Here is a 26,182-nt window from a genome sequence, read left to right as displayed (position 1 = left end):
TCACTTGCTCAGCGACTTGCCGTGCTCGGGCGCGGGCCACAGACCACGCGGGCGCAGCAGCATGACGATGATCATGGCCAGCGCGATCAGCAACTGGCGCAGGATCTCGGGCGCCAGACGACCGTCGGTGAGGTGGTGCAGCGGACCGGCCAGGTGGCGCAGCAGCTCCGGCAGGCCGGCCAGCAGCAGCGCCCCCAGGATCACGCCCGGGATGTGGCCCAGACCGCCCAGCACGACCATGGCGACGATCATGACCGACTCCATGAGGATGAACGACTCCGGATACACCCCACGCATCAGCGAGGCGAACAACACGCCCGCGACGCCGCCGAAGGTGGCGCTGGAGCCGAAGGCCGCGAGCTTGAGGTTGCGGGTGTTGATGCCCATGGCCTTGGCGGCGATCTCGTCTTCGCGGATGGCCATCCACGCGCGCCCGATGCGGGAGTTGCCCATGCGGTGCGCGATGATCACCGTCATCACGACGAAGAACAGGATCAGGTAGTAGTACAGCGTCACCGACTCGAAGGTGTAGTTCCAATCCCCAAGCGAGATCGTCAGCCGCTGTCCCATGTTGTGGCCAAAGACCGTCACTGCATCGACACCGGCAATCCCTTTGGGCCCGTTGGTCAGGTTGATCGGGCGGTCCAAGTTGAGCATGAAGATGCGCACGATCTCGCCGAAGCCCAGCGTCACGATGGCCAGGTAGTCGCCGCGCAGCTTGAGCACCGGGTAGCCCAGCATCAGCCCGGTCATGCCGGCCAGGATGGCGGCCAGGAAGATAACGATCCAGAAGCTGAGGTGGATGCCGTTGGGGAACATCGCCGCGATCGCGGGGAAGTTGTCCGCCAGATGGCTAGAAGCCAACAGGCTGTAGAGGTAGGCGCCGACCGCGAAGAAGGCGATGAAACCCAGGTCGAGCAGGCCGGCGTAGCCCACCACGATGTTCAGGCCCAGCGCCAGCATCACGTACAGCAGCGCGACATCAACGATGCGCACCCACGAGTTGCTGCCCGTGGCCTGCAGCAGCAGCGGCAGGACCAGCAGGCCAATGGCCGCCAGGGCAAAGACGACCAGCTTGGAAGATGGTTTGGATTGGCTCATGTCAGCATCTCCTGTCCGGGCGCATCAGGCGCGGTCGGCTACCCGCTCGCCGAGCAGGCCCGACGGACGCAGCGTCAGGACGATGGCCAGGACGATGAAGGCGAAGATGTCGGAATACTGGCTGCCCAGGAAGCCGCCCGTCAGCGGCCCCAGGTAGCCCGCCCCCAACGATTCGATCAGGCCGAGCGAGATGCCGCCGACCACGGCGCCGGCCAGGTTACCGATACCGCCAAAGACCGCCGCCACGAAGGCCTTGAGCCCCGGCATGAATCCCATGGAGTGCTGCACCGTGCCGTAGTTGGACGCCCACATGATGCCGGCGATGGCCGCCAGCATCGCCCCGATGATGAAAGTGGCCGAAATCACCACGTCCGGCCGGATGCCCATCAGGCCGGCGACGCGCGGGTTCTCGGCGGTAGCGCGCATGGCCCGGCCCAGGCTGGTCTTGTTGACCATGAACATCAGCAGCGACAGCACGATGGCGGTGGTGGCCAGGATCGTCACCTGTGTGGGCGAGATGACCGCCCCGCCCAGGTTGAACGGCTCGCTCGACAACAGCGTCGGATACGACTTGGGATTGGGCTTCCACACGATCATCGCCAGCGTCTGCAGCAGGATGCTCATGCCGATCGCGGTGATCAGCGGCGCCAGACGAGGGGAGTTGCGCAGCGGTTTGTAGGCCAGTTTCTCGATCGAAAAGTTGATCGCCGCGCAGACGACCATCGAGATCAACGCAGCCAAAATCAGCAAAGCCCAGCCGGGCATGCCGGGCGCGGCCTCGCGGGCCTGGACGATAATCGTCCAGCTGGTCAGTGCGCCGATCATGAGCACGTCACCATGGGCAAAGTTGATCAGCCCGATGATGCCGTACACCATGGTGTAGCCAAGCGCCACCAACGCGTACATGCTGCCCAGCACCAGACCGTTGATGATCTGCTGTAGCAAAACATCCATGAGAGCTCTCCGTTGTGAGGAACCACCACCCCGGTGGCTGCTGGCTGACCGGGTTAGCAAAAAACCCGCCAGTTCCGGCCTGGGTGAGGCCTTGGGGCGGGTTCAGAATGGGCGGATTGTAGCGAAGCGTTTTTCGCCAACCGGTGCGTGTTTGCCCTAGCTGACCCGCCGAACCCTAGGGTTTACCCGGCAATTTCCGCGCCCCCCGGGGAAAACCAGAACGTTTATAAATGAAACTCTCTACACGTTAGGAAATCTAATGATGCGCACCGACCGGCGGCGCACCCGCCGCCGCTGCCGCACGCGCCTCGGCGTTGCGCCGGCGCAGCTCGGCTAGCTTTTCGCCGATGCGCAGCTCCAGCCCGCGCGGCACCGGCTCGTAAAAGCGCGGCTCGGCCATGCCGTCAGGGAAGTAGCGCTCGCCCACGGCGAAGGCGTCCGGCTCGTCGTGCGCGTAGCGGTAGCCACGGCCGTGGTCGAATTGGCGCAGCAGCGCCGTGGGCGCATTGCGCAGGCGCAAGGGCACCGCGCGTGTGCCGTCGCGCGCCACGAAGGTGCGCGCGGCCTTGTAGGCGGTGTAGACGGCGTTGCTCTTGGGTGCCACGGCCAGGTACACCACCGCCTGCGCCAACGCCAGTTCCCCCTCCGGGCTGCCCAGCCGCTCGTAAGTTTCGGCCGCATCCAGCGCCAGCCGCAGCGCGCGCGGGTCGGCCAGCCCGACGTCCTCGGTGGCCATGCGCACCAGCCGGCGCGCGACGTAGCGGGGATCCACGCCACCATCCAGCATCCGCACGAACCAGTACAGCGCCGCGTCCGGATCGCTGCCGCGCACGCTTTTGTGCAGCGCGCTGATGGTGTCGTAGAACTGGTCGCCCCCCTTGTCGTAACGGCGCAGCCGCTCACCCAGCGTCGCCAGCAACCAGGCCTCGTCCACCTCCGCACGGCCCTGCGCGCGGGCGGTGACGGCCAGCGTCTCCAGCGTGTTCAGCAGCCGGCGCGCATCGCCGTCGGCGTAGGCCACGAGCAGCCCTCGCGCTGCGGGGTCGAGCGCCGGTACCTCGCCGGTGGCCAGCGCGCGCTCGATCAGCGCCTGCAGGTCGGCCTCCGCCAGCGGCTGCAGCACATACACCGTGGCGCGCGACAGCAGGGCGGCGTTGACTTCGAAGCTCGGATTCTCGGTGGTGGCGCCGACGAAGGTGAACAGGCCGCTTTCCACGTGCGGCAAGAAGGCGTCCTGCTGCGCCTTGTTGAAGCGGTGCACCTCGTCGACGAAAACGAGCGTGGGCCGCGGGTGCAGTCCGCCGCGCGCGTCCTCGGCGCGCTCGACCGCGTCGCGAATGTCCTTGACGCCGCCCAGCACCGCGCTGATGGCGATGAATTGGGCATCGAACGCCTGCGCCATCAGCCGCGCGATCGTGGTCTTGCCCACGCCCGGCGGCCCCCACAGGATGCAGCTGTGCGGCCGGCCGCTTTCGAAGGCCAGCCGCAGCGGCATGCCGGGGCCGAGCAGGTGCGTCTGGCCGACCACCTCCGCGAGCGTGCGCGGGCGCAGCCGTTCGGCCAGAGGAACAGAGGGTGTCGGGACCATGCGGTGATTGTCGCCCAGGTGCACCCCGCGCCGCGGGCACGCCTTGACCGCCCCTGCCGCGCGGTGGCACGATGGCCGCATGGCTTTCGATACCTGGCTTCTGTACGCGCTGGCGGCCTTGGGGCTGTCGCTCTCGCCCGGGCCCAATGGCCTGCTGGCCCTCACTCACGGTGCGCTGTACGGGCGGCAACGCACGCTCTACACCATCGGTGGCGGGGCGCTGGGCTTCGTCGTGGTGATTGCGCTGTCGATGTTTGGCATCGGGGCGCTGCTGCAGACGTCGCTGGTCTGGCTCACCGTCATGAAGTGGGTGGGCGGTCTGTATCTGGTGTACCTAGGCATCCAGGTCTGGCGGGCGCCCCCGATCGGCATGGACATCCACCCCAGCCAGCAGCAGCGCTCGGGGCTGTCCATGTTTCGACAGGGGCTGCTGTCGGCCGTCACCAACCCCAAAGGGCTGCTGTTTTTTGCCGCGTTTCTGCCCCAGTTCATCGACCCGCATCGCAGCCTGTGGGGGCAGTTCGTGGTCATGGCAGGCACCTTTGCCGTCATCGAGGTGATCACCGAGGCCCTGATTGCGAGCACGGCCTCGCGCCTGACGCCGTGGCTGCGCCGCGTGGGCCGGCGCTTCAATCAGGCCAGCGGCGGCATCTTCATGGCCATCGGCGCGGCGCTGCCTCTGCGGGGCTGAGGCGGCTATGGCCCGGGCAATGCCCGGGCATGCAGGCCGGGGCGGCCGTCACTGGCGCAGCACCTCGGCGCCGGCGGGTGGCTGGAAGCGAAAGCTCGACGCCGTGAATTGGGTCGAACGGTCTAGGGGGCTGAACCGCATGACGGAGCGCTGGCCGAAGCTGTCCAGGATGTCCAGCACCTCGAGCTGGCCTTGGCGAAACCCGATGCGGATGCGCTGCACCTGACCGTCGCGCGCCTTGGGCGCGGCCTCCACCCAGTGCAGCCCGTCGCGTGACTCGCCCGCCGACAGCGTGAACGCCTGACGCACGGCGCGCAAATCGGGGGCGGCGGCCAACAACGCGGCCGGGGTGTTGGCCAACACATCGGCCTGCCGGCGCGCGGTCACCTGGTTGAGGTCCGGGTCGTACAGCCACAGCGTCTGCCCGTCCGCCACGATGACTTGCTCGAACGGCTGGGTGTAGCGAAAGCGAAAGCGGTCCGGCCGCAAAAACTCGAATTCGCCGCGGCTGGTGCGCGTGCGCGCCACGGTCTCGCCCTCGCGCAGGGGGGCGGTCACGGTCTGGGTGAATGCGGCGCGGCCCTGCTGCACGCCGGACAGAAAGGCCTCCAGCTCGCGCAGGCCCTCGGTTTGGGCCCAGGCGGACAGGGGCAGCCAGCCGAAGGCGGAACCCGACAAGGCAAGCAGTGCGAAGCGTCGTTGCATGGTGGTTGGAAAGGGTTGGGGGTGGCGGGGTTCCGCGCCTGCGCCGGGGCGCGGCGGCACGCTCGCCTCATTCGGTGCGGCCACCGACCAGGATGTCGCGCTGCCCGCTGGCGGTCAACGCACTGACCAGGCCCGCCTTCTCCATGTCCTCCAGCAGCCGCGCGGCGCGGTTGTAGCCGATCTTGAGCTTGCGCTGCACGTAGCTGATGCTGGCCTTGCGGTCCTGCAGCACGATGGCCACGGCCTGATCGTACAGCGGGTCCTTCTCGCCGCCGCCCGCCGCGTCGCCACCGCCCTCGGGGCCGCCGAAGCCGTCGCTGCCGGTGCTCTCCAGCACATCCTCGACGTAGTCGGGCTCGCCGTAACGCTCCTTCAGGAAGGCCACCACGCGGTGCACCTCGTCGTCGCTGACGAAAGCGCCATGCACCCGGGTCGGGAAGCCCGTGCCGGCCGGCATGTAGAGCATATCGCCCATGCCGAGCAGCGCCTCGGCCCCCATCTGGTCGAGGATGGTGCGGCTGTCGATCTTGCTGCTGACCTGGAAGCTGATGCGCGTCGGGATGTTGGCCTTGATCAGGCCGGTGATGACGTCGACGCTGGGCCGCTGCGTGGCCAGAATCAGGTGGATGCCGGCGGCGCGCGCCTTCTGCGCCAAGCGGGCGATCAGCTCCTCGATCTTCTTGCCGACCACCATCATCAGGTCGGCCAGCTCGTCGATCACCACCACGATGTACGGCAGACGCGCCAGCGGCTCGGGCGCCTCCGGCGTCAGGCTGAAGGGGTTGGGGATCGACTCGCCGCGCTGCGCCGCCTCGTCGATCTTGGCGTTGTAGCCGGCCAGGTTGCGCACGCCCAGCTTGCTCATCAGTCGGTAGCGCTTTTCCATCTCGGCCACGCACCAGTTCAGGCCGTTGGCGGCCTGCTTCATGTCGGTGACGACCGGCGCAATCAGGTGCGGAATGCCCTCGTAGACGCTGAGTTCGAGCATCTTGGGGTCGATCAGCAGCAGCCGCACATCCTTCGGCTCGGCCTTGTAGAGCAAGCTCAGGATCATGGCGTTGATGCCGACCGATTTGCCCGAGCCAGTGGTGCCGGCCACCAGACAGTGCGGCATGCGGGCCAGATCCACCACCACCGGATGGCCGGCGATGTCCTTGCCCAGCCCCATCGTCAACAGGCTGCGGGCCTCGTGGTAGACCTGGGAGCCCAGGATTTCGCTCAGGTGAATGGTCTGGCGCCGGGCGTTGGGCAGCTCCAGCGCCATCAGGCTCTTGCCGGGGATGGTCTCGATGACGCGGATCGACACCAGCGACAACGAGCGCGCCAGATCCTTGGCCAGGTTGACGATCTGCGATCCCTTGACGCCGGTGGCGGGCTCGATCTCGTAGCGGGTGATGACCGGGCCGGGCTGAGCCGCCACCACCTGCACTTCGACGCCGAAGTCCGCCAGCTTCTTCTCGATCAGCCGGCTGGTCATCTCCAGCGTCTCGGGCGCCACGGTGGTCTGCTGCCGCGCCGGCGGGTCGAGCAGATCCAGCCGCGGCAGCGGCGACTCGCCGTCGGCAAATAGCGCCTGCTGGCGCTCCTTGACGGCGCGGGCGCTGGGCTCCACCTCGGCCACGGTGGGCTCGATCTGCAACCGGGCGGCGGACTTGGATGACGCACTGCGGGCGCTCTCCCGCTCGGGCGGTACCGCCATGGGCGCCTCGCCCCGCGGGCCTGCGTCGGCCTCGGGCGCCAGCGGCGGCACGTCGAAGTGCGGCTCGTGCGGGGGATGCGCCGAGCGCGCCTCGGCCTCCTGGCGGCTGCGTTCGCGCGCGGCCCGCCGGCCGATGCGCACATCTTCGTCCACCTCGCGCCGCTCCCGCCGGGCTTCGATCCACTGGTCTACCGCCGCGCCGATACGCTCGGCCACCTGCGCCCACGAGAACCGAAACACCACCGCCACCGACACCGTCCACACGCCCAGCGCCACCAGGGCCGATCCGGTGTCCCCCAGCCAGCGCAGGGCGACCGGGCCGGCCAGCTCGCCCAGGACGCCACCCGCGATGCGCCCGGGCACCCAGGCGTCCCAGCGGGTCAGCCGGCTCCATTCGAGCACGCAACTGGCCCACATCAGCCCCACCACGGCCACGCCAAACGCCGCCGCGCGCCACGCGGGCGTCTGCCACCAGGCGGGCCCGGGCGGCGGTGCAGGCATGGCGCGCAACCAGCGCGCCAGCGACGCCAGCCAGGCGCGCGCGCCCGCGGCCAACAGCCACCAGACCGAGGCACCGAACAGGTAGTGGCCGATGTCCGACACCCAGGCCCCCAGCCGCCCGCCCCAGTTGCGGTAGCCCACCCCGGTGCCCGAGGTAGACCAGGCCGGATCGGCCGCATCGTGGCTGAGCATGGCCAGGAATGCAAAGGCCAGCACCACCGCGCCCAGGAACAAGCCAATCTCTTGCGCGAATCGCTTCCAGCCCCTCCCCGGGGGGGCCAGGTCGGCGTTGAGGGCATTGACGGATCGGCTCATGGTCAAACGGGCAAGCTGGGTGGCAGCCCCGAGCTTAACCCGAGCGCGGCGCCCAACACCTCCGTACAATCGTTGGCATGTCCATGCATGCTCACGTCCTCATCCTCGGCTCCGGCCCGGCCGGCTACACCGCGGCGATCTACGCCGCGCGCGCCAACCTGAAGCCGGTGCTGATCACCGGCCTGGCCCAGGGCGGCCAGCTGATGACCACCACCGAGGTGGACAACTGGCCGGCCGACGTGCACGGGGTGCAGGGCCCGGAGCTGATGCAACGCTTCCAGCAACATGCCGAGCGCTTCGCGACGCAGATCGTGTTCGACCACATCCACACGGCCGACCTGTCGCGCCGCCCCTTCACGCTCACTGGCGACGCCGGCACCTACACCTGCGACGCGCTCATCATCGCCACCGGCGCCTCGGCCAAGTACCTGGGCCTGCCGTCGGAGCAGGCCTTCATGGGCAAGGGCGTGAGCGCCTGCGCCACCTGTGACGGCTTCTTCTACCGCGGGCAGGACGTCTGCGTCGTCGGCGGCGGCAACACCGCCGTGGAGGAGGCGCTGTACCTGGCCAACATCGCGCGCAAGGTCACGCTGATCCACCGCCGCGACACCTTCCGCGCCGAGGCCATCATGGTCGACAAGCTGATGGACAAGGTGCGCGAGGGCAAGATCGAGCTCAAGCTCTGGCACGTGCTCGACGAGGTGCTGGGCGACGACAAGGGCGTCACCGGCGTGCGCATCCGCCATGTCGAGTCCGGCGCCACCGAGGCGCTGGCGCTGCAGGGCGTCTTCATCGCCATCGGCCACAGCCCCAACACGCAGATCTTCGCCGGCCAGCTGGAGATGAAGGACGGCTACATCGTCACGCGCGGCGGCCGCGACGGCATGGCGACGATGACCAGCGTGCCGGGGGTGTTCGCCGCCGGCGACGTGCAGGACCACGTCTACCGCCAGGCCATCACCAGCGCCGGCACCGGCTGCATGGCGGCGCTGGATGCGCAGCGTTTCCTGGAGCAGCAGCCACCGGCCTAAACCCGCCGCCGCGGAAACGGACTATAATCTAGGGTTTGTCGCTTTGGCGGGCCAACCCCCATCAGGGGGTTGGCCGCGCGGGCGGCAGATGAGGCCGCCCGCGAGCCGGAGCCGTCCACACGCCGTGTATTGTCCAGACGAGGCACTCCACGTGTGGCAGGCGGCACAGCACAGGACGCGGGCGAGGTACGGCGCGGCCAGCCTCCGAGGAGGCGCCCCGCACCGCTGACGTTGATTGGAGTGACCAGCATCATGGCACGTGTGTGCGAAGTGACGGGCAAGAAGCCCATGGTGGGACACAACGTTTCCCACGCCAACAACAAGACCAAGCGCCGCTTTCTGCCGAACCTGCAGACGCGCCGCTTCTGGATCGAGAGCGAGAAGCGCTGGGTGCGCCTGCGCGTCTCCGGCGCGGCGCTGCGCCTGATCGACAAGGTGGGCATCGAGGCGGTGCTGGCGGATCTGCGCGCCCGCGGCCAAGCCTAAACCCCAACGCAACGAGGAGTCCATCATGGCTGCCAAAGGCGGACGCGAAAAGATCAAGCTGGAATCGACCGCGGGTACCGGTCACTTCTACACCACGACCAAGAACAAAAAGACGACGCCGGATAAGCTGTCGTTCATGAAGTACGACCCGGTGGCGCGCAAGCACGTCGAGTACAAGGAAACCAAGCTCAAGTGACGGGCCAGCCGACCCGCGCGGCCGGCTATCCGTCGAGCGGTTTCCGATCACCGCAACAAAAAACCGCCAGCGTTGCTGGCGGTTTTTTATCGCTGCCTCAGGTTCAGGCGGCCGCAGGCGCCAGACGCGCCGCACGCAATCGCTGGGCAAAATCGCTCAGGGCCTGGATACCGCTGTGCTCGGCCCGGTGAATCCACGCCTGCAGCTCGCGAGTCATCTGCTCGCGCGTCAGGGCGGTGTTGGACCACAGTTGGCGCAGCTCCTCGCGCATGGCGTGCATTTTGGCCAGGGTAGGCGCGGCGCCGAGTACCTGCTGCAGCTTGGCCCGCACCGGGGCCGGCACTTGGTCATCGTCGCGGTGCAGCCAGCGACGCGCCAGCTTCAACAGCGACTCGTCGCCACCCGTCTTGGCCCGCAGGGTGTCCCATTCGGCCTGCATGGCCGCCCGCATCTGGCGCGCGTAGCGGGCCATCACCTCGTAGCGGTTGGCGACGATGGCCTCCAGCGTCTGCTCATCGGCCACCAGCTTGACGTCACCGAACGCCAACTTGGGCGGCACCTTCTTGGGCTTGGCCAGCCCCAGTTTGGCCAGCGCCTGGATGTACACCCAGCCGATGTCGAACTCATACGGCTTGACCGAGAACTTGGCCGACGTCGGAAAGGTGTGGTGGTTGTTGTGCAGCTCCTCGCCGCCAATGATCACCCCCCACGGGAACACATTGGTGCTGGCGTCGGGAGCCTCGAAGTTGCGGTAACCCCAGTAGTGGCCGATGCCGTTGATGACGCCGGCCGCCCAGAACGGAATCCACACCATCTGCACGGCCCACACGGCCAGCCCCGCGGCGCCGAACAGCGCGACGTCGATGATCAACATCAGGCTGACGCCCAGGCGCGAGTGCCGGGTGTACAGGTGGCGCTCGATCCAGTCGTCCGGCGTGCCATGGCCATAGCGGCGTAGGGTTTCCTCGTTCTTGGCTTCGGCCCGGTAGAGCTCGGCACCCTCCCAGAACACCTTGCGGATGCCGTACACCTGCGGGCTGTGCGGATCGCCCTCCTGCTCGCACTTGGCGTGGTGCTTGCGGTGGATGGCCGCCCACTCCTTGGTGACCATGCCGGTGGTCATCCAGAGCCAAAAGCGGAAGAAATGCGACACCACCGGGTGCAGGTCCAGCGCGCGGTGCGCTTGGTGGCGGTGCAAAAACAGCGTGACGCTGACGATGGTGATGTGCGTGAGCACCAGGGTGAACAGAACGATCTGCCACCACGAGGCTGCGGTCAGCCCCTGGGCCAGGAAGTCGATGAACAGACTCCAGGCCGACTCAAATCCAGACATGCAATCCCTTTACGCAAACCCAGCAAACTTGCCGATACGTCGCCACCCGCCCAACCCGGTTGCACGCCAACCGGCCTGACACGGCGGCCACGCTAGGCATTGTAGGGCGAGCGCCTGCCATCACCAAGCGGGCTGCCGCGCCGTTCGGCGGTTGCCGGCCACCTCCGGCGCCCTTTTTGCCTTCGCACCGCCTCGGCACCCTTCGCCAGCCATCCCCCGCGCGAGCCCACGGCGTTTGCTTGGATACTGTTTTTTTGTACAGTATTGGTATGGCACCGAACCCCCTGCGCCACGACGTCTGGTGGGCCGACCAGATGGCCCCCATCACGCTGGCCACCCACACGACCGGGTGGGCGGCGCTGGACGCCGTGCTGCCGGGCGGCGGATGGCCGCTGGGTGCCGTGGTCGAATGCGCGCTGGATGCCGACACCCTGCCCTGGCGGCTGCTGCTGCCGGCGCTGCAGACGGCCGCCCAGCAGGGCCCGCTGGTGCTGATCGGCCTGCCGCTGGAGCCCAATGTCCACGCCTGGGCCGCCCAGGGGGTGCCCCCGGAGCGGCTGCTGCGCCTGCAGACCACGAGCGATGCCGACGCCCTGTGGGCGGCCGAACAGGCTCTGCGCTGCCCCGACGTCAGCCTGTGCTGGGTACATTGGCAGCGGCCGACGGCGGGGCTAGTACGCCGGCTGCAACTGGCGGCCTCGACCGCGCAGCGCGACGGCACCCGGCCTGGCGCATGGCCGGCCCCGCTGGTGCTGGCCAGCCATGACCGGGCGCACGACTTGCCCGCCTCGGCCGCACCGCTGCGGCTGGACATCGGCGCCGGCGATGCCGATGGCCTGACGGTGCACATCCGCAAGCGACGCGGCCCACCGCTGGCGCACCCCGTGCGGCTGCAAGCCCCGCTGCCGCTGCGCCGGCTGCTGCCCCCATCCCCGCCGGAAGATCCCACCCGCCATGCCACCGAACGCCCTGTGGATCGCCTGCCTGCCCGCCTGCGGCTCGTCCGCCCCTGAACCCGCCGGCCCTTGGCTGGCCCGCTACGGCCCGAACCCCGTGCCGCGCGAGGACGGATGGCTGCTGGAGCTGTCGGCCAGCCAGCGGCTGTTTGGCGGACGGGTGGCCCTGCTGCGGCGCCTGCGACACGAAGGGGCCGCCCTGGGCTGGGGACGGCTGGGGGCGGCGCCGACCGCCCTGGCCGCCTTGGCGGTCGCCCGCGCCACCCCCGCGGCCGGCGGCTTCGGTCACGCCCTGGGGCCGGACTGGTCGGCCCGGCTGGATGCGCTGCCCGCCAGCCACCTGGGCCCCGCCCGGCCGCATCGACCGGTGTTGGACGCCTTGGGGCTACGCACGCTGGGGGACTTGCGCCGCTGCCCGCGCGCGGGCCTGGCGCGCCGCACCGCGCCGGACCTGCTGCAGGCGCTGGACGCACTATACGGTCAGGCACCGCTCGTGCTGCCCGGCTGGCAGGCACCGCAACGCTTTCACCGGACCTTGGCGCTGCCCGCGCCAAGCGCCGAGACCGCCGCCCTGGCCTTTGCGGGCCAGCGGCTGCTGGGCCAGTTGACGGCCTGGCTGCAGCAGCGGCAGGCCGGTGTGTTACATTGGCGCCTGGGCTGGCAGGGCCGCCCGGCGGCAACGCCCCTGGACTTTCGGCACCGGCGGCCCACGCGGGACAGCCAATTGCTGCGCTCGCAGCTCCACGATGCCCTGGCGCGCACCCGCCTCGATGCCGCGGTCGACGGGCTGTGGCTGGAAACCGTCCATGTCGTCCCGTGGAGCCCGGCACCTGCCACGCTGCTGCCGGACCGCCCAGCCGACGATGCCCTGAGCTGGGAGGCGCTGCTGGAACGCCTGTCGGCCCGGCTCGGACCGACACGGGTGCAGACCGTGCAGCGCGCCGCCCATTGGGATCCGGCACGGCGGCAGCGATGGCACGCCGCCCTCCAAGCCCGCCCGGACACCGAAGGACGCCGCGGCAGCGACCATGCGGTTGCGGCCCATGCGCTCGCCCTGGCCGCCATGGCCACCCTGTGGGAGCCCCCCTGGTGGCTGCCACAGCCACGGCGGCTGGACACCGGCCCCGACGGGCACCCGCGCCTGAAGGGCCAGCGCTTGCGGCGGGTGCTGGGGCCGCAGCGCATCGCCACCGGCTGGTGGGACACCCCGGTGGCATGGGAGATGGGCGTGGCCACCTCGGCAGATGGGCGCTGCTGGTGGCTGCACCGCCACGCCCAGCCCGGCCCAACCAGCCCGGGGGAGTGGCGGCTTGCGGGGGTGTACGCATGACCGCGCCGGCCGCCCTGTTCACGCTGAGCCACTTCAGCTTCCTGCGCGGTGCCGCCAGCCCCGAGACCTTGGTCAGGCAAGCCCACGCACTGGGGTACGCTGCGCTGGCACTGACCGACGACAACACCCTGGGCGGGGTGGTGCAGGCCCACGTGGCCGCGCGCGCATGCGGCCTGCCGCTGCTCGTGGGCAGCCACTGGCGGGTGCGCTGGCCGGTGCTGCCGGGTGGCGGATTCACGCTGGTGGCCTGGGCGGCGGACCGGACCGGCTATGGCCAGCTCAGCGCCTGGATCAGCCGACTGCGCCTGGGCCAGGCCAGCGCGGCAAGTGGCCGGGAACGCCACACCGACCCCCTCGCCGCAGACCCGCAGGCCCTGCCGCTGCACACGGGCATCGACGACGTCCCCTCCCTGCCCGGCTGCCTGCTCATGGCCGTGCCCTGGGCCTGGGCGCTGCCATTGGCCGACGACACCGCCTGGGCCACCGGCCTGCACGCTCTAGGGGGATGGCTGCGCGAGCAAGGGGCAGACCGGGCCTGGCTGGGCATCACGGCCGATGGGCGGCTGGAGGATGCCGCCTGGCAACGACGGCTGCTGGCCGCCGCCGGACAAGCCGGCGTGCCCGCCGTCGCCGCGCCCGAAGTGCGCATGAGCCACCCCGGCGAGCAACCCCTGCTCGACACCCTGACCGCGATCCGGCTGCAGCGCCCGCTGGCGGAGTGTGGATTGGCTCTGAGCGCGAATGCCGAGGCGCACCTGTGGCCCGCCGCCCGTTGGCAGCGCCGCTTTGCCCCGGGCTTGATCGAGGCCACACACACCATTGCGCAGCGCTGCACCTTCCGGCTAGACGAACTGCGCTACGAATACCCCCCCGAGATCGTGCCCGAAGGCCACTCGCCTGCGCAGCATCTGCGCGCCCTGGTGGAGGCCGGCGCGCGCCAGCGCTACCCCCAGGGGACGCCCGCTGCCGTGCAGGCCCAGATCGCGCACGAGCTGGCGTTGATCGGCGAACTGGCCTACGAAAAATATTTTTTGACCGTGCACGACATCGTGCGGTTTGCGCGCGAGCGCGGCATTCTGTGCCAGGGGCGTGGTTCCGCCGCCAACTCCGCGGTGTGCTACTGCCTGGGCATCACGGAGGTCGACCCCGCGCGCCACCATGTGCTGTTCGAGCGCTTCATCAGCCGGGCGCGGGCCGAGCCACCGGACATCGACGTCGACTTCGAGCACCAGCGCCGCGAAGAGGTCATCCAGTACCTGTACGCCAAATACGGCCGCCAGCGGGCTGCATTGGCCGCCAGCCTGATTCGCTGGCAGGGCCGCAGCGCCCTGCGCGACGTGGGCAAGGCGCTGGGATTTGCCCCCGACGTGGTGGATGCGCTGGCCCGCCAGTGCCGCCATCAGGCGCCACGGGATTTGGCCCCCGATGCCGTGGCAGCCGCCGGTCTGCGCCCGGACGATCCTGTGGTGCAGCGCTGGCTGGATCTGGCCCAGGCCCTGCTGGGCGCGCCCCGGCACCGCTCGCAGCACACGGGCGGCTTCGTGCTGACCCGCGAGCCGCTGACCCACACCGTGCCGGTGGTCCCGGCGGCGATGCCGGGACGCACCGTCATCGAGTGGGACAAAGACGACATCGATGCGCTCGGCCTGCTCAAGGTCGACGTACTGGCCCTAGGCATGCTCACCGCGCTGCACGGGGCGCTGCGACTGGTCAGCCAGTGGCGTGGCCGCCCGTTTACCCTGGCCGACATTCCGCCCCACGACGACGCCACCTTCGCCATGATCCAGCGCGCCGACACGGTGGGCGTATTCCAGATCGAGAGCCGGGCCCAGATGAGCATGCTGCCGCGCCTGCGGCCGGCCTGCTTTTATGACCTGGTGGTGCAGGTGGCCATCGTGCGGCCCGGGCCCATCCAGGGCGGCATGGTCCACCCCTATCTGGCCGCCCGGGAGCGCCAGCGCCGGGGCGAACCGCTGACCCTGCCCCGGGCGGAGCTGCGTCCCGCCCTGGAGCGCACGCTCGGGGTCCCCATTTTTCAGGAGCAGGTGATGCAGATCGCCATGCTGGCCGCCGGCTTCAGCGCCGAGGAAGCCGATGCCCTGCGTCGCGGCATGGGGGCTTGGCGGCGGCGGGGGGAGTTGGAGCGGTTCGAGCAGCGCCTGCTCGACGGCATGGCCGCGCGTGGCTACGCGCCGGACTTCGCCCAGGCCATCGTGCGCCAGATCCGTGGCTTTGGGGCCTATGGCTTCCCGGAAAGCCACGCCGCCAGTTTTGCGCTGCTGGCCTGGGCCAGCGCCTGGCTGAAGTGCCACGAGCCCGCGGCTTTTCTGGCAGCGTTGCTCAATGCCCAGCCCATGGGCTTTTATGCGCCCGCGCAACTGGTGCAAGACGCGCGGCGACACGGGGTGGTCGTACACCCGGTGGATGTGCGGATCAGCGACTGGGACTGCACGCTGGAGCCCGTCCACGGCGGCCCGGCCCCCGCGGTGCGGCTGGGGCTGCGGCTGGTCCACGGACTCGGGGAGGCGGCCGGACGGCGCGTGGTGGCCGCGCGCCGCGAATGCCCCTGGACCGACGTGGACGATCTGGCGCACCGCGCCGCCCTGGATCGCAGCGCGCTGCAGGCCCTGGCGCGGGCCGATGCCCTGCGCGGACTGGCCGGCCACCGACGCCGGCAGTGGTGGGCCGTCAGCGGCTGGCATGCACCGCTGGCGCTGGAGCAGGCAGCGACTGTCCCGACGCTCCCCGCCGGGGTGAACGGTAGGCACGAGAGAAACGGGCCGGACGACGCGGACTGGCAACCGTCCCCCGCCCCTTTGGGCGAGGAGGTCTGGCAGGACTACGCCAGCACCGGCCTGAGCCTGCGCGCCCATCCACTGGCGCTGCTGCGCCCGCGGCTGCCCGCCACTCAGTGGTTGTCCGCGCAGCGGCTGCAGACCCAGCCCCACGGCCGCCTGCTGGGGGCCTGCGGGCTGGTCACCGCCCGCCAGAAGCCCGCCACGGCCCAGGGCGTGCTCTTCCTGACATTGGAAGACGAAACCGGCACGGTGCCGGTGATCGTCTGGCGCCGCGTGCAAGCACACTTTCGGCAGGCGCTGCTGCAGGGGCGGCTGCTGGCCATCCGGGGCCAATGGCAGCGCCAGGGCGACGGCGTGCATGCGGTCTGCCACCTGATCGCCGGGCATGTGCAAGACCTCAGCCCCTGGCTGGGCGAGCTGGCAGTGGCCAGCCGCGACTTCCACTGACCGCGGGGCGGCGTCAATCCACCTTCAACCCCTTGGGCAGCGGAAAACGCATGGTTTCCACCGGCCCGTCCAGGCGACGCACGGCGGTGGCGCCCAACGATTTGAGGCGCTGCACCACGCCTTGGACCAGCGCTTCCGGGGCGGACGCGCCGGCCGTCACCCCCACGCGGGGGGCTTGGGCAAACCACTCGTCGCGCAGCTCCGTCGCATCGTCGACCATGTAGGTGGGCACGCCCAGGCGCTCGGCCAGCTCGCGCAGGCGATTGGTGTTGGAGCTGGTGGGGCTGCCCACCACGATGACGGCATCCACCTGCCGCGCCAGCGCCTTGACGGCATCCTGCCGGTTTTGCGTGGCATAGCAAATGTCCTGCTGCTTGGGCTCGCGCAGCGCGGGGAAGCGTGCGCGCACCGCCGCCAAAATCTCCGCCGTATCGTCCACGCTGAGCGTCGTCTGGGTGACGACGGCGAGGCGCTCGGTCTGCGCGGGCTGCACCCGCGCCACATCGGCCACGGTCTCGACAAGGTGAATGCCGTCGTCGAGCTGGCCCATGGTGCCCTCGACCTCCGGATGGCCCGCATGGCCGATCAGGATGAACTCGTAGCCCTCGCGACGCAGCTTGGCCACTTCCACATGAACCTTGGTGACCAGCGGACAGGTGGCGTCGAAGATCTTGAAGCCCCGGCGCTCGGCCTCGGCCTGCACCGCGCGGCTGACGCCGTGGGCGCTGAAGACCAACACCGCCCCGGGCGGCACATCGGCCAAGTCCTCGATGAACACGGCGCCGCGCTGGCGCAGATCGTCGACGACGTGGCGGTTGTGCACGATCTCGTGGCGCACATAGACGGGCGCGCCAAATTTGGCCAGCGCACGCTCGACGATCTCGATTGCCCGGTCTACCCCCGCGCAGAAGCCGCGCGGCTCGGCCAGCAGCACCTCCTGGACGGTGGCGCCCATCACAGCACCCCGATGATGTGAACCTCGAACCGCACCGGCTGACCGGCCAGGGGATGGTTGAAGTCGAACAACACGGCCCCGTCGTCGCGCACCTCGCGCACGAGGCCGGCGTAGCTGCCCCGCCCGTCGGGGGTGGGGAACTGCACCACGTCACCCGGGGCGTAGCGCTCGTGCGGATCGCCCAGCGCGTCGAGCAGCTTGCGCGCCACCCACTGCTGCATGTCGGGCTGGCGCTCGCCAAAGGCCTCGCCGGCCGGCAGGTCGATCACGGTGTGGGTACCTTCGGCCAGGCCGAGCAGACGCTGCTCCAGCGCCGGCGACAACTCCCCCGCGCCAAGCGACAACGTGGCCGGCTGGGCCGCGAATGTGTCGATGAAGGCGGTGCCGTCCGGCCCGGACAGGCGGTAGTGCAGGGTCAGGAAGGAACCGGGTTGGACGGCGGGCATGGTGGTCAGGCCGCACGGCGGCGCGCGAAAATGCGCATTTTAGAAAACAGGGAGAAAACCATGGTGCGTGAATTGCCCCCGGAGGCCCGTCCGCGCGAGAAACTGCTGGCGCGTGGCCCGCAGGCACTGGCCGATGCGGAGCTGTTGGCGCTGCTGCTGCGCACGGGCCTGGCCGGTCAGCCCGTGCTGCACTTTGCCCAGGCGCTGCTGAACCGCTGGGGCGGCCTGAGCGGCTTGCTGCAGGCGACGCCGGCGCAACTGGCCAGCGTCAAAGGGCTGGGACCGGCCAAGCGGGCCGAGCTGCTGGCCGTGACCGAGATGGTGCGGCGCGCCTTGAGCGAGCGGCTGCGCGAGCGCCCGGTGCTGGACGCACCGGCGGCGGTGATGGATGTGCTGCGGCTGCACATGGCCGACCGGGCGCACGAGGTGTTTGCCGTGCTGTTTTTGGATAGCCAGCATCGCCTGATCGCGCTGGAGGAGCTGTTTCGCGGCACGCTGGACCAGACCAGCGTCTATCCGCGCGAGGTGGCCCTGCGCGCCCTGCACCATGGCGCGGCCGCCATCATCCTGGCCCACAACCACCCCAGCGGCGTGGCCGAGCCCTCGCGCGCCGACGAAGCGCTGACCCGCAACCTGCAGGCCGCGCTGGGCTTGCTGGATATCCGGGTGCTGGACCATTTCATCGTCACGCGCGCGGGCTGCACCTCAATGGCCGAGCGCGGGCTAATCTGAACCACGCCTGCGCCGGCGCCGCTGGGGGACTTGCGGGACAATCGGCGCTGCCATGAAAGTGCGAACGCTGGCCGACCTGCGGCAGATTCAGAAGGCGATGGCCCAGCGCGCCGCGCAGGCCGCGGCGGCGCGGGCGGCTGCAGAAGCCGCCCGGCGTGAGGCCGAGGAGCGCGCACAGCGCGACCGGCTGCTGTTCGAGCGCGCCGTCGGCCCCGTGCACCGGCTGGCGCCGCACGGCCGCATCGAGCCGCAGCGGCCGCGCCCGAGGCCGGTGCCGCACCAGCGTCAGGCCGACGAACGCGCGGTGATGCAAGCCGCCCTGAGCGACGAATTCGACGTCGAAACCCTGCTGCACACCGACGAGCACCTGAGCTTTCGCCGCCCCGGAATCGGCCCCGACGTGGCCCGCCGCCTGCGGCAGGGGCACTGGGCCATCCAGGCCGAGCTGGACCTGCACGGCCTGCGCACGGACGAGGCGAGGGAGCGGCTGGCGGCCTTCATCCGCGAGGCGCACAAGCATGGCCTGCGCTGTGTGCGCGTGGTGCATGGCAAGGGCCTGGGCTCGCCGGGCAAGACGCCTGTCCTCAAGGGCCGGGTGCACAGTTGGCTGGTGCAAAAAAGCGAGGTGCTGGCCTTCGTGCAGGCCCGGCCGGCGGACGGCGGGGCGGGCGCTCTGGTGGTGCTGCTGCGCACGGCCAGCCACGGCCGGGCCTGAGCGGCGGTGAGCGGATCACTGCGCGGCGCGGCGCAGCGTCTGCACCACAGGCGTGCGCAGCACCCCGCGCAGGGGCCACCAGCCCGCCAGCAGCGCCAGCCCGGCGCCCACCCCCGTCCCGGCCAGCGGCACCCAGCCGGAGACGCGCCAGTCGAAATCGAACACGAAGCGCGCCAGCGCCCAGCCGACGGTCACCGCCACCGCCGAGGCCAGCGCCCCCGCCAGCGCGCCGACGCCCAGCAGCTCGGTGCGCTGCACCCGGCGCAGCAAACTGGACTGGGCCCCCAGCGCACGCAGCACGGCGTAGTCGCGCTCGCGCTCGGCCCGCGTGGCCCCCACCGTCGCCAGCAGCACCACCACCCCGGCCGCCAGACTGAATCCGAACAAGAACTCCACCGCCCGGATCACCTGCCCCAGCACACGCTGCACCTGGGCGACCGCGGCGCTGGTGTCCACATTGGTCACGTTAGGAAAGCGCTGCAGCAACAGCCGGTCGAACCCGGCTTGGGCCGGCGCTCGAAACGCGGCGATGTAGGTGTAAGGCACCTCCGCCGGCATGGACTGCACCGGAAACAGCGCGAAGAAATTCACATGCATCGAGGCCCAGTCCACCTTGCGCAGGCTGGTGATGCGGGCCTCGTGCGGCACGCCCGCGATGTCGAAGGTCATGCGATCGCCCAGGCGCAAGCCCAGCGTCTCGGCCAGACCGGTTTCGATGCTGATGGCCCCCGCTTCGTCGGGCTGCCAGCGCCCGGCGGCGAGCGGGTTGTGTGCGGGCAACTCGCGGCTGTAGGACAGGTTGAACTCGCGCTCGACCAGCCGCTGCGCGCGGTCGCCGCTGAATTGCTCCGGCCGCACGGGCTGGCCGTTGATGGCCACGAGGCGACCGCGCACCATGGGGTACCAGTCGTAGCGGTCCACGCCCTGCACCTGCAAATGGGCGCGGAAGGGCTCGGCCTGGTCGGGTTGGATGTTGATGACGAAGCGGTTGGGCGCATCCGGCGGCGTGGCCTGGCGCCAACTGTCGATCAGGTCGGTGCGCAGCAGCACCAGCAGCACCAGCGCGAGCAGCCCCACGGCCAAGCTGGCCACCTGCACGACGGCGTAGGCCGGACGGGCCGTGATCTGGCGCGTGGCCAGCACCAGCCAGCGGGGGGCATGGGTTTCACGCACCAGCAGGCGCAAGGCGCCCAGCGCCCCCCAGGCGGTCGCGGCAAAAATCCCCACCGCCGCCGCAAAGCCCCCGACCGCGATGGCCCCCAGCGTCAGGTCCCGGCTGGCGGCCAGCAACAGGGCGGCAAAGCCCAGCGTCCCGCCGCCAAACACCGCCAGCGTGGCCGGCTGCAGGCCGCCCACGTCGCGCCGGATGACCCGCAGCGGGGGCACCTGCGCCAGCTGCAGGACCGGCGGCAACCCAAAGGTGGCCATCAACACCAGCCCAACGCCCAGCCCCAGTGCCAGCGGGGCCCAGCCCGCCGCCGGCAACTGGGCCTGCATCAACCCGGACAGCCACCACACGAACGCGAAGTGCACGCCAAACCCGACGGCTGTGCCGACCGCGGCCGCCGCCAGCCCGGCCAGCCCAAACGCCACGGCATACGCACGGGCCATCGTCCCCTGCGCCAAACCCAGCACGCGCAGCAGCGCGCAATCGTCCAGATGGCGCAGCGCATACTGGCGTGCCGCCACGGCCACCGCCACGGCGGCCAGCAGCGCGGCCAACAGCGCCACCAGACTCAAAAATTGCTCGGCCCGCTGCAGGGTCTGCTGCAATTCCGGCCGGCCGGACTCGAAGCTCTCGATCTGGGTGCCGCGCTCGCCGGTGTCCGCCAAACGGGCTTTGGCCCATGCCTCGAACCGGCGCACCGCCGCAGCGTCGCCGGCCGCGACCAGCCGGTACTGGATGCGGCTGGCGGGTTGCACCAGGCCCGTGGCCGCCAAATCGGACTCGGCAATCAGCACGCGCGGCGCAAACGACAGAAAACCCGCGCCCCGGTCCGGCTCGAGCGCCACGATGCGGGTCAGGCGAAACTGCCGGTCACCCAACCACACAGGCTGCCCCAGGCGCAGATCCAGCACCTCCAGCAACGCGGCATCCACCCAGGCCTCGCCCGCCGGCGGCGTGCCTGGGCCGGCCTGTCCGACCAAGTCCTCCGGATCGGTCGTGGTGCGCAGTTCGCCGCGCAGCGGGTAGCCCGCGGCCACGGCCTTGAGCGAGACCAGCCGCGCTTCGCCACCGTCCGCATCGTCGGCGCGGGCCATGGTGGGGAAGGTCAGATGCCGCGTGACCGCCAGCCCCAACGACCGGGCCTGAGCTTCGTATTGGAGCGGCACGGGATGGTCGCTGCGCAGCACCACGTCGCCCCCGAGCAGTTGGCGCGCGTCGCGCTGCAAGCCGGCCTGCAGGCGATCGGCAAAGAAGGCCACGGCCGTCAGTGCCGCCACCGCCAACGCGATCGCCAGCACGAGCACGGTCAGCTCGCCGGCGCGCCAGTCGCGCCACAGGGCGCGCCAGCCCAGGGTCCAGGCGGACGGGCCGGCGCGGGAACGGTCGGTCGGGGTCGTCACGCGGGTACGACCGGGCGACGCCTCACTTGGTTCCGAAGATGCGGTCACCGGCGTCGCCCAGGCCCGGCACGATGTAGCCGTGCTCGTTCAGGCCGCGGTCCACCGCCGGGGTGCAGATCGGCACGTCCGGGTGGTGGGCGTGGAAGTTGGCGATGCCTTCCGGGCACGCCACCAGGCAGACGAAGCGGATCGAGCGCGGCGTCAAGCGCTTGAGCAAATCCACCGCCGCCACCGCCGAGTTGCCGGTGGCCAGCATCGGGTCGAGCACGATGACGTCGCGCTCCTCCATGCCGGACGGCATCTTGAAGTAATACTCCACCGGTTTGAGCGTGGCCGGGTCGCGGTACAGGCCGATGTGGCCCACGCGGGCGCTGGGTAGCACCTCCAGCATGCCGTCCAGAAAGCCGTTGCCGGCGCGCAGGATCGAGGCCAGCACCGTCTTCTTGCCGTCGATCATGCGGCCGGTGGTGGACTCCAGCGGGGTTTCGATCGCCACCTCGTGGGTGGGGATGTCGCGGGTGACCTCGTACGCCAGCAAGGCGCTGAGTTCGTGGATGAGCTGGCGAAAGGTCTTGGTGCTGGTGTCTTTGCGCCGCATCAGCGTCAGCTTGTGCTGCACCAGCGGGTGATCGATAACGTGGACTCGACGTTCGGCGGCTTCACTCATGGCAGCGGAGTATCCCACACCAACCGCTCGGGGTGCGTGTAGCACAGGAAGCGCGTGTGGGTGGCGCGGCCGATGGCGCACAGACCCAGCCGTTCGGCCACCTCCAGCCCCATCTGGGTGATGCCGCTGCGCGACACGACGATCGGCACGCCCATCTGCGCGGCCTTCAGGATCATCTCGCTGGTCAGCCGCCCGGTGGTGTAGAAGACCTTGTCGTCGCCGCGCAGCAGCGCGCCGCCCTGCAGCCAGGCCCAGCCGGCGATGGTGTCCACCGCGTTGTGGCGGCCGACGTCTTCGACGAAGATCAGCAGCTCCTCGCCCCGCAACAGCGCACAGCCGTGCACCGAGCCGGCGCGCTTGTAGACCGATTCCTGCTCGCGCACCGCGCGCAGGATGGCGTACAGCTGCGACTGGCACAGCCGCGCACCGGGGTCGAGCCGGATCGTGTCGGCCGCCTCCATGACGCTGGCGAACACGCTACCCTGCCCGCAGCCGGTGGTGACGATGCGCTGTGCGGTGCGCACCTCCAGCTCCGGCAACCCGCCGCGCGTGCGCACAGCGGCGGCGCCCACGTCCCAATCGACCGTGATCGACTCCACCTGCGTCGGCGACTCGATCAGCCGCTGGTTGCGCAGATACCCCAGCACCAGCCACTCGGGGTGCGCGCCCAGCGTCATCAGCGTGACGAGTTCGCGCTTGTCGACGTAGACGGTGAGGTCGCGCTCGGCCGGAATATAGATCGTGCGGCGCTGGCCGAATTCGTCGACCACCTCCACCGCGCGCGTCAGCGGGGCGGCGGCTGCCGACAGGCGCGGCGGGCGTGGCGCCGCCGGCAGCGGCGCGCCAAACGAGGCCGGTTCGGACAACCACATGGGGCGGTGGGCGGATCAGGACTTTTTGGCCGGCGCGGCGGGCGCACCGGGTTCGGCAAACGGGCCGGGATCGGCACAGGACGGTGCCCCCGCCGGCTTGGCCGCCTGCGGATGCTGCTTGAAGTAGTGCTCCGCCGCGCGCTCGGCGGCCTTGCAGGTCTTGAACGCATCGACCTTGGCCTGGTGCGCGGCCTTGGCCTTGGCCAGTTCGGCGGCGGCCTTCTGCTCCTCGGTCAGCTGCGGCGTCGGCAGTTTGGCCCAAGCGGCGGTGCTGCCCAGCAGCGCGGCCGCCAACAGCGCCAGCCGCCATGTCGGGGTGATGGATCGCATGGTTCGGTCCCTCCTGCAAGGCTTAGGTGGTGGCGCGCACCGGGGCCACGGGTTGTGCGGCCGGGGCACTGCGCTCGGCCGGGATGCGGCCGGCCTGGATGTCCTCGTACCAGAGCAGATGGTGCTCGCGCGCCCAGGTCTCGTCGACGTAGCCCGTCTTCATCGCCCGGTAGGCACCTTCGGTGCCGACCGTGCCCATGTAGATGTGGCCGATGAACAACGCCACCATCAGCAGCGCGGCGCTGGCGTGGATCATGTGCGCCAGCTGCATCTGCGCACGCAAATACTCCAACCCCGGCACCAGCTTGTCCAACACGAGGCCGGAGCCGACCACCACCAGCCCGAGCACGAAGACGCCCGCCCAAAAGATGATTTTCTCGCCGGCGTTGAAGCGGTGTGACGGCACCTCGCGATCGCCGAACAGGCCGCCGAAGTGCACCAACCACGCCCAGTCCTCGCGCCGCGGTAGGTTGTCGCGCACGAAGGTGGCGATGACGATGACCAGCGAGACCGCGAACAGCGGCCCGACGAAGTTGTGCACATTCTTCAACGCGTACGTCAGCCAGCCGAACAGCGTGGCGCCGATGACGGGCCGCAGCACGTACTGGCCCAGTGCCATCACCAGCCCAGAAACGGCCAGCAGCACGAAGGCGGCCGCGTTAACCCAGTGCGCTGCACGCTCGAATGGTGTGAAGCGCTCGATCTTGCGTCCGGTCTCGGGCGCGTGCAGCTTCAGCGACCCTTTGGTGAAATAAAAAATTGCCACCGCCAGCAGCGCAATCAGCACCAGCGCGCCGCCATAGGGCAGGATGACGCGGTTGCGCACCCCTTCGACGCTGGTGCAAAAAATATCCGCCAGGTCGTGGCGCACCTTGCGCTTGTCGGTCACGCGCGTCAGCCCACCCGTGCCAGGCAGCACGCCCAGCAGCGGCACCTCGGGCAGGCTCACGGCGCTGGAGCGGTCGTCCACCAGCAGGATCTCGTCACAGGCCAGCGCCAGCTCGTAGCCGCCCCCCGCGCAGGCGCCGTTGAGCGCTGCCAGAAACTTCAGGCCATCGTGGCGGCTGGAGTCTTCCATGCCGTTGCGCGTCTCATTGGTGAACTTGCAGAAATTCACCTTCCACGCATGGCTGGACAGGCCGAGCATGAAGATGTTGGCGCCGGAGCAAAACACCCGGTTCTTCAGGCTCGTCACGACCACGGTGCGCACCTGCGGGTGCTCGAAGCGGATGCGGTTGAGCGCATCGTGCAGCTCGATGTCCACGCCCAGGTCGTAGCTGTTGAGCTTGAGCTTGTAGCCCGGCCGCAGCCCGCCGTCCTCGTCGATGTCGAGCGCCAGGGTGGCGATCGCCCCCTCCACGCTCAGGCGCACATGGCGGTACTGGGTCGGGTGCGTCTGGTAATCGACGACCGGGTTGGTGTTGGGATTCTGGGTCATGGCGGGGTCCTGCATTCGGGGGGGCATCAACATGCATTTCGCTGCATGCTTAATGTGCATCATAGTGCATATACCCGGCCCACACAAGCCCCGCCATGGCGTCCGTGGACTAGGACAAACCCGTAGAGCCGGTCAGCTGTCGCGGTGCAGCAGCGCGTACACGCCGTCGCGCAGACGCACGAAGGTTTCCTCCAGCGGCTGGGCGCTGGTGTCCACGGTCAAATCCGCCTTGGAATAAAAGGCCGAGCGCCCCGCCAAGATGCGTTTGAGGTCCTCCATCGCCTCGGCGCTGGCGGCCATGGGGCGCAGGTCGCCCTGGGCGGCGACGCGGCGCATGTGATCGACGGGATCGGCCTTCAGCCACACCGTCGTGCAGTGCTGCAGCAACAGATTGAAATTGGTCGAGTCCGACACCAGGCCGCCGGGCGTGGCGATGACCACCTCGGGATAGATCTGGATCGCCTCCTCCAGCGCCCGGCGCTCGTAGCGCCGGTAGGCCGTCGCGCCGTATAGGTTGTGGATTTCGCTGATGCTGCAACCGGCAAACTGCTCGATCTCGCGGCTCAGTTCGATGAAGGGGTAGCCAAGCGCCTCGGCCAGCCGCCGGCCCAGCGTGGACTTGCCCGCGCCGCGCAAACCGATCAGCGCAATGCGCGACTGGCGGCCCGTGGCATCCGCCCCGGTGGAACCGAACAGCTCGGTGAGCCTCAGGCGCGCGCGCCGCAGCTCGCCCTCGTCGCGACCCTGCAGCAGCTCGCGGATCAGCAACCACTCCGGCGACGAGGTGCTGACATCGCCCAGCAGCTCCGCCAGCGAGCACTGCAAGGCCCGCGCCACCTGCAACAACACCAGGATGGACGCATTGCCCGCTCCGTACTCCAGATTGGCCAGGTGCCGCTCCGACACATCGGCCGCCAGAGCCACCGCCTTGCGCGTCATGCCGCGGCGCGAGCGCAGGGTGCGCACACGCTCGCCCAGCGCCACCAGAAACGGCACCCGCGGCTCACCCCCGGCGGGGTCGGCCTCGGGCTCTGTGCCCACGGGCAGGGTGAGCTGCAACACCGCATCCGGCCGCACCTCGGTCAGGGGTTCGGGCGGGCGCAAGGCGTCAGACGTGGGCGACATGTCGTTCTCGTGGGGGTTGCATCGGCAGCTCGGCCTGCCATCGACCGCATCGAATCGGGAAAACCCCAAGTCTAGCGCCCCGTCACAACATGCAGTTTAGTGCATACTGCGGAACAGGCACGATCTTACATTTATACCCGCAATCCCAGGGCCTGAACAGCATGCCGCTGCATGTGCCCCGCATACCCCCCACAACCGAGGAG

At 69.8% G+C, this 26,182-nt stretch carries 23 protein-coding genes; 9 read left to right on the top strand and 14 right to left on the bottom strand.

Annotation, left to right across the window (positions count from 1 at the left end; translation table 11 throughout):
• From V7026_RS02525 to V7026_RS02515, 3 genes are all read right to left on the bottom strand, one after another.
• The gene (locus V7026_RS02525; RefSeq protein ID WP_334153671.1) at positions 1-1,101 is read right to left on the bottom strand and encodes an ABC transporter permease subunit; all 1,101 of its coding nucleotides are present in this window, start codon (positions 1,099-1,101) and stop codon (positions 1-3) included.
• Positions 1,102-1,125: 24 nt separating this feature from the next.
• Positions 1,126-2,055 (bottom strand): branched-chain amino acid ABC transporter permease, encoded by a 930-nt coding sequence (locus tag V7026_RS02520; protein WP_334153670.1) that lies wholly within the window; start codon positions 2,053-2,055, stop codon positions 1,126-1,128.
• Between the two features lie 256 nt (positions 2,056-2,311).
• Positions 2,312-3,643, bottom strand: coding sequence for a replication-associated recombination protein A (locus V7026_RS02515; RefSeq protein ID WP_334153669.1), 1,332 nt, complete (start codon positions 3,641-3,643; stop codon positions 2,312-2,314).
• Between the two features lie 79 nt (positions 3,644-3,722).
• On the opposite strand from V7026_RS02515, the gene V7026_RS02510 reads away from it, so the two are divergent.
• Positions 3,723-4,334 (top strand): LysE family translocator, encoded by a 612-nt coding sequence (locus V7026_RS02510; protein WP_334153668.1) that lies wholly within the window; start codon positions 3,723-3,725, stop codon positions 4,332-4,334.
• Between the two features lie 48 nt (positions 4,335-4,382).
• Here the strand turns inward: V7026_RS02510 and lolA are convergent, their stop codons facing one another.
• The gene (lolA, locus tag V7026_RS02505) at positions 4,383-5,039 is read right to left on the bottom strand and encodes an outer membrane lipoprotein chaperone LolA (RefSeq protein WP_334153667.1); all 657 of its coding nucleotides are present in this window, start codon (positions 5,037-5,039) and stop codon (positions 4,383-4,385) included.
• 67 nt (positions 5,040-5,106) lie between these two features.
• Entirely contained in the window at positions 5,107-7,554 is a 2,448-nt protein-coding gene (locus tag V7026_RS02500; protein ID WP_334153666.1) for a DNA translocase FtsK, read from the bottom strand.
• A 77-nt stretch (positions 7,555-7,631) separates the two neighbouring features.
• Here V7026_RS02500 and trxB point away from each other — a divergent pair, with 77 nt between their 5' ends.
• The 3 genes from trxB (at position 7,632) to rpmG (ending at position 9,267) form a co-directional block, all read left to right on the top strand.
• Positions 7,632-8,585 carry a thioredoxin-disulfide reductase gene (gene trxB, locus V7026_RS02495; RefSeq protein ID WP_334153665.1) on the top strand — a complete coding sequence of 318 codons (954 nt, stop codon included), beginning with the start codon at positions 7,632-7,634 and terminating at the stop codon, positions 8,583-8,585.
• 252 nt (positions 8,586-8,837) lie between these two features.
• Positions 8,838-9,071 (top strand): 50S ribosomal protein L28, encoded by a 234-nt coding sequence (gene rpmB / locus V7026_RS02490; protein ID WP_132963501.1) that lies wholly within the window; start codon positions 8,838-8,840, stop codon positions 9,069-9,071.
• Positions 9,072-9,096: 25 nt separating this feature from the next.
• Positions 9,097-9,267: a 50S ribosomal protein L33 gene (gene rpmG / locus V7026_RS02485; protein WP_043698878.1), complete on the top strand. Its 171-nt coding sequence runs from the start codon at positions 9,097-9,099 to the stop codon at positions 9,265-9,267.
• Positions 9,268-9,370: 103 nt separating this feature from the next.
• Here the strand turns inward: rpmG and V7026_RS02480 are convergent, their stop codons facing one another.
• Positions 9,371-10,600 carry a DesA family fatty acid desaturase gene (locus tag V7026_RS02480; protein ID WP_334153664.1) on the bottom strand — a complete coding sequence of 410 codons (1,230 nt, stop codon included), beginning with the start codon at positions 10,598-10,600 and terminating at the stop codon, positions 9,371-9,373.
• 269 nt (positions 10,601-10,869) lie between these two features.
• On the opposite strand from V7026_RS02480, the gene V7026_RS02475 reads away from it, so the two are divergent.
• Genes V7026_RS02475 through V7026_RS02465 form a run of 3 tightly spaced genes read left to right on the top strand, consistent with a single transcriptional unit; the run spans position 10,870 to position 16,131 of the window.
• The gene (locus V7026_RS02475; protein ID WP_334153663.1) at positions 10,870-11,613 is read left to right on the top strand and encodes a hypothetical protein; all 744 of its coding nucleotides are present in this window, start codon (positions 10,870-10,872) and stop codon (positions 11,611-11,613) included.
• Complete coding sequence (locus V7026_RS02470; protein ID WP_334153662.1) at positions 11,555-12,886, top strand: hypothetical protein; 1,332 nt, start codon at positions 11,555-11,557, stop codon at positions 12,884-12,886. Before V7026_RS02475 ends, V7026_RS02470 begins: the two co-directional genes overlap by 59 nt.
• Entirely contained in the window at positions 12,883-16,131 is a 3,249-nt protein-coding gene (locus V7026_RS02465) for an error-prone DNA polymerase (RefSeq protein WP_334153661.1), read from the top strand. The genes V7026_RS02470 and V7026_RS02465 overlap by 4 nt, the downstream gene beginning before the upstream one ends.
• 13 nt (positions 16,132-16,144) lie before the next feature.
• Here V7026_RS02465 and ispH read toward each other — a convergent pair whose 3' ends face one another.
• Positions 16,145-17,086, bottom strand: a complete 942-nt coding sequence (ispH, locus tag V7026_RS02460) for a 4-hydroxy-3-methylbut-2-enyl diphosphate reductase (RefSeq protein WP_334153660.1) — start codon at positions 17,084-17,086, stop codon at positions 16,145-16,147.
• Positions 17,086-17,532, bottom strand: coding sequence for an FKBP-type peptidyl-prolyl cis-trans isomerase (locus tag V7026_RS02455; protein ID WP_334153659.1), 447 nt, complete (start codon positions 17,530-17,532; stop codon positions 17,086-17,088). Before V7026_RS02455 ends, ispH begins: the two co-directional genes overlap by 1 nt.
• 60 nt (positions 17,533-17,592) lie before the next feature.
• Between V7026_RS02455 and radC the strand changes: the two genes are divergently transcribed.
• The gene (radC, locus tag V7026_RS02450) at positions 17,593-18,264 is read left to right on the top strand and encodes a RadC family protein (RefSeq protein ID WP_334153658.1); all 672 of its coding nucleotides are present in this window, start codon (positions 17,593-17,595) and stop codon (positions 18,262-18,264) included.
• A 52-nt stretch (positions 18,265-18,316) separates the two neighbouring features.
• Positions 18,317-18,979: a Smr/MutS family protein gene (locus V7026_RS02445; RefSeq protein ID WP_334153657.1), complete on the top strand. Its 663-nt coding sequence runs from the start codon at positions 18,317-18,319 to the stop codon at positions 18,977-18,979.
• Positions 18,980-18,994: 15 nt separating this feature from the next.
• Here V7026_RS02445 and V7026_RS02440 read toward each other — a convergent pair whose 3' ends face one another.
• From V7026_RS02440 to V7026_RS02415, 6 genes are all read right to left on the bottom strand, one after another.
• The gene (locus V7026_RS02440; RefSeq protein ID WP_334153656.1) at positions 18,995-21,547 is read right to left on the bottom strand and encodes an ABC transporter permease; all 2,553 of its coding nucleotides are present in this window, start codon (positions 21,545-21,547) and stop codon (positions 18,995-18,997) included.
• Positions 21,548-21,569: 22 nt separating this feature from the next.
• Positions 21,570-22,214, bottom strand: a complete 645-nt coding sequence (gene upp, locus V7026_RS02435; protein ID WP_334153655.1) for a uracil phosphoribosyltransferase — start codon at positions 22,212-22,214, stop codon at positions 21,570-21,572.
• Entirely contained in the window at positions 22,211-23,086 is an 876-nt protein-coding gene (locus tag V7026_RS02430) for a formate dehydrogenase accessory sulfurtransferase FdhD (protein WP_334153654.1), read from the bottom strand. The genes upp and V7026_RS02430 overlap by 4 nt, the downstream gene beginning before the upstream one ends.
• Positions 23,087-23,101: 15 nt before the next feature.
• A complete protein-coding gene (locus tag V7026_RS02425; protein WP_334153653.1) occupies positions 23,102-23,416 on the bottom strand; it encodes a hypothetical protein in 315 nt (104 codons plus the stop codon).
• Between the two features lie 22 nt (positions 23,417-23,438).
• Entirely contained in the window at positions 23,439-24,854 is a 1,416-nt protein-coding gene (locus V7026_RS02420; RefSeq protein WP_334153652.1) for a formate dehydrogenase subunit gamma, read from the bottom strand.
• A gap of 132 nt (positions 24,855-24,986) precedes the next feature.
• Complete coding sequence (locus tag V7026_RS02415; RefSeq protein WP_334153651.1) at positions 24,987-25,979, bottom strand: helix-turn-helix transcriptional regulator; 993 nt, start codon at positions 25,977-25,979, stop codon at positions 24,987-24,989.
• Positions 25,980-26,182 lie beyond the last annotated feature (203 nt).

The sequence above is a fragment of the Tepidimonas sp. genome, from assembly GCF_036825565.1.
GTDB lineage: Bacteria > Pseudomonadota > Gammaproteobacteria > Burkholderiales > Burkholderiaceae_C > Tepidimonas.
This window is presented reverse-complemented; position numbering and strand designations above follow the sequence as displayed.

Excerpts from the sequence above, each read along its gene's own strand:
- trxB (WP_334153665.1), top strand. The coding sequence starts at position 7,632 with ATGTCCATGCATGCTCACGTCCTCATCCTCGGCTCCGGCCCGGCCGGC.
- V7026_RS02525 (WP_334153671.1), bottom strand. The coding sequence starts at position 1,101 with ATGAGCCAATCCAAACCATCTTCCAAGCTGGTCGTCTTTGCCCTGGCG.
- V7026_RS02500 (WP_334153666.1), bottom strand. The coding sequence starts at position 7,554 with ATGAGCCGATCCGTCAATGCCCTCAACGCCGACCTGGCCCCCCCGGGG.
- V7026_RS02445 (WP_334153657.1), top strand. The coding sequence starts at position 18,317 with ATGAAAGTGCGAACGCTGGCCGACCTGCGGCAGATTCAGAAGGCGATG.
- V7026_RS02420 (WP_334153652.1), bottom strand. The coding sequence starts at position 24,854 with ATGACCCAGAATCCCAACACCAACCCGGTCGTCGATTACCAGACGCAC.
- ispH (WP_334153660.1), bottom strand. The coding sequence starts at position 17,086 with ATGGGCGCCACCGTCCAGGAGGTGCTGCTGGCCGAGCCGCGCGGCTTC.
- lolA (WP_334153667.1), bottom strand. The coding sequence starts at position 5,039 with ATGCAACGACGCTTCGCACTGCTTGCCTTGTCGGGTTCCGCCTTCGGC.
- V7026_RS02430 (WP_334153654.1), bottom strand. The coding sequence starts at position 23,086 with ATGTGGTTGTCCGAACCGGCCTCGTTTGGCGCGCCGCTGCCGGCGGCG.
- V7026_RS02520 (WP_334153670.1), bottom strand. The coding sequence starts at position 2,055 with ATGGATGTTTTGCTACAGCAGATCATCAACGGTCTGGTGCTGGGCAGC.
- V7026_RS02455 (WP_334153659.1), bottom strand. The coding sequence starts at position 17,532 with ATGCCCGCCGTCCAACCCGGTTCCTTCCTGACCCTGCACTACCGCCTG.
- rpmB (WP_132963501.1), top strand. The coding sequence starts at position 8,838 with ATGGCACGTGTGTGCGAAGTGACGGGCAAGAAGCCCATGGTGGGACAC.
- rpmG (WP_043698878.1), top strand. The coding sequence starts at position 9,097 with ATGGCTGCCAAAGGCGGACGCGAAAAGATCAAGCTGGAATCGACCGCG.
- V7026_RS02425 (WP_334153653.1), bottom strand. The coding sequence starts at position 23,416 with ATGCGATCCATCACCCCGACATGGCGGCTGGCGCTGTTGGCGGCCGCG.
- V7026_RS02465 (WP_334153661.1), top strand. The coding sequence starts at position 12,883 with ATGACCGCGCCGGCCGCCCTGTTCACGCTGAGCCACTTCAGCTTCCTG.
- V7026_RS02480 (WP_334153664.1), bottom strand. The coding sequence starts at position 10,600 with ATGTCTGGATTTGAGTCGGCCTGGAGTCTGTTCATCGACTTCCTGGCC.
- V7026_RS02415 (WP_334153651.1), bottom strand. The coding sequence starts at position 25,979 with ATGTCGCCCACGTCTGACGCCTTGCGCCCGCCCGAACCCCTGACCGAG.
- radC (WP_334153658.1), top strand. The coding sequence starts at position 17,593 with ATGGTGCGTGAATTGCCCCCGGAGGCCCGTCCGCGCGAGAAACTGCTG.
- V7026_RS02510 (WP_334153668.1), top strand. The coding sequence starts at position 3,723 with ATGGCTTTCGATACCTGGCTTCTGTACGCGCTGGCGGCCTTGGGGCTG.
- V7026_RS02475 (WP_334153663.1), top strand. The coding sequence starts at position 10,870 with ATGGCACCGAACCCCCTGCGCCACGACGTCTGGTGGGCCGACCAGATG.
- V7026_RS02515 (WP_334153669.1), bottom strand. The coding sequence starts at position 3,643 with ATGGTCCCGACACCCTCTGTTCCTCTGGCCGAACGGCTGCGCCCGCGC.
- V7026_RS02470 (WP_334153662.1), top strand. The coding sequence starts at position 11,555 with ATGCCACCGAACGCCCTGTGGATCGCCTGCCTGCCCGCCTGCGGCTCG.
- upp (WP_334153655.1), bottom strand. The coding sequence starts at position 22,214 with ATGAGTGAAGCCGCCGAACGTCGAGTCCACGTTATCGATCACCCGCTG.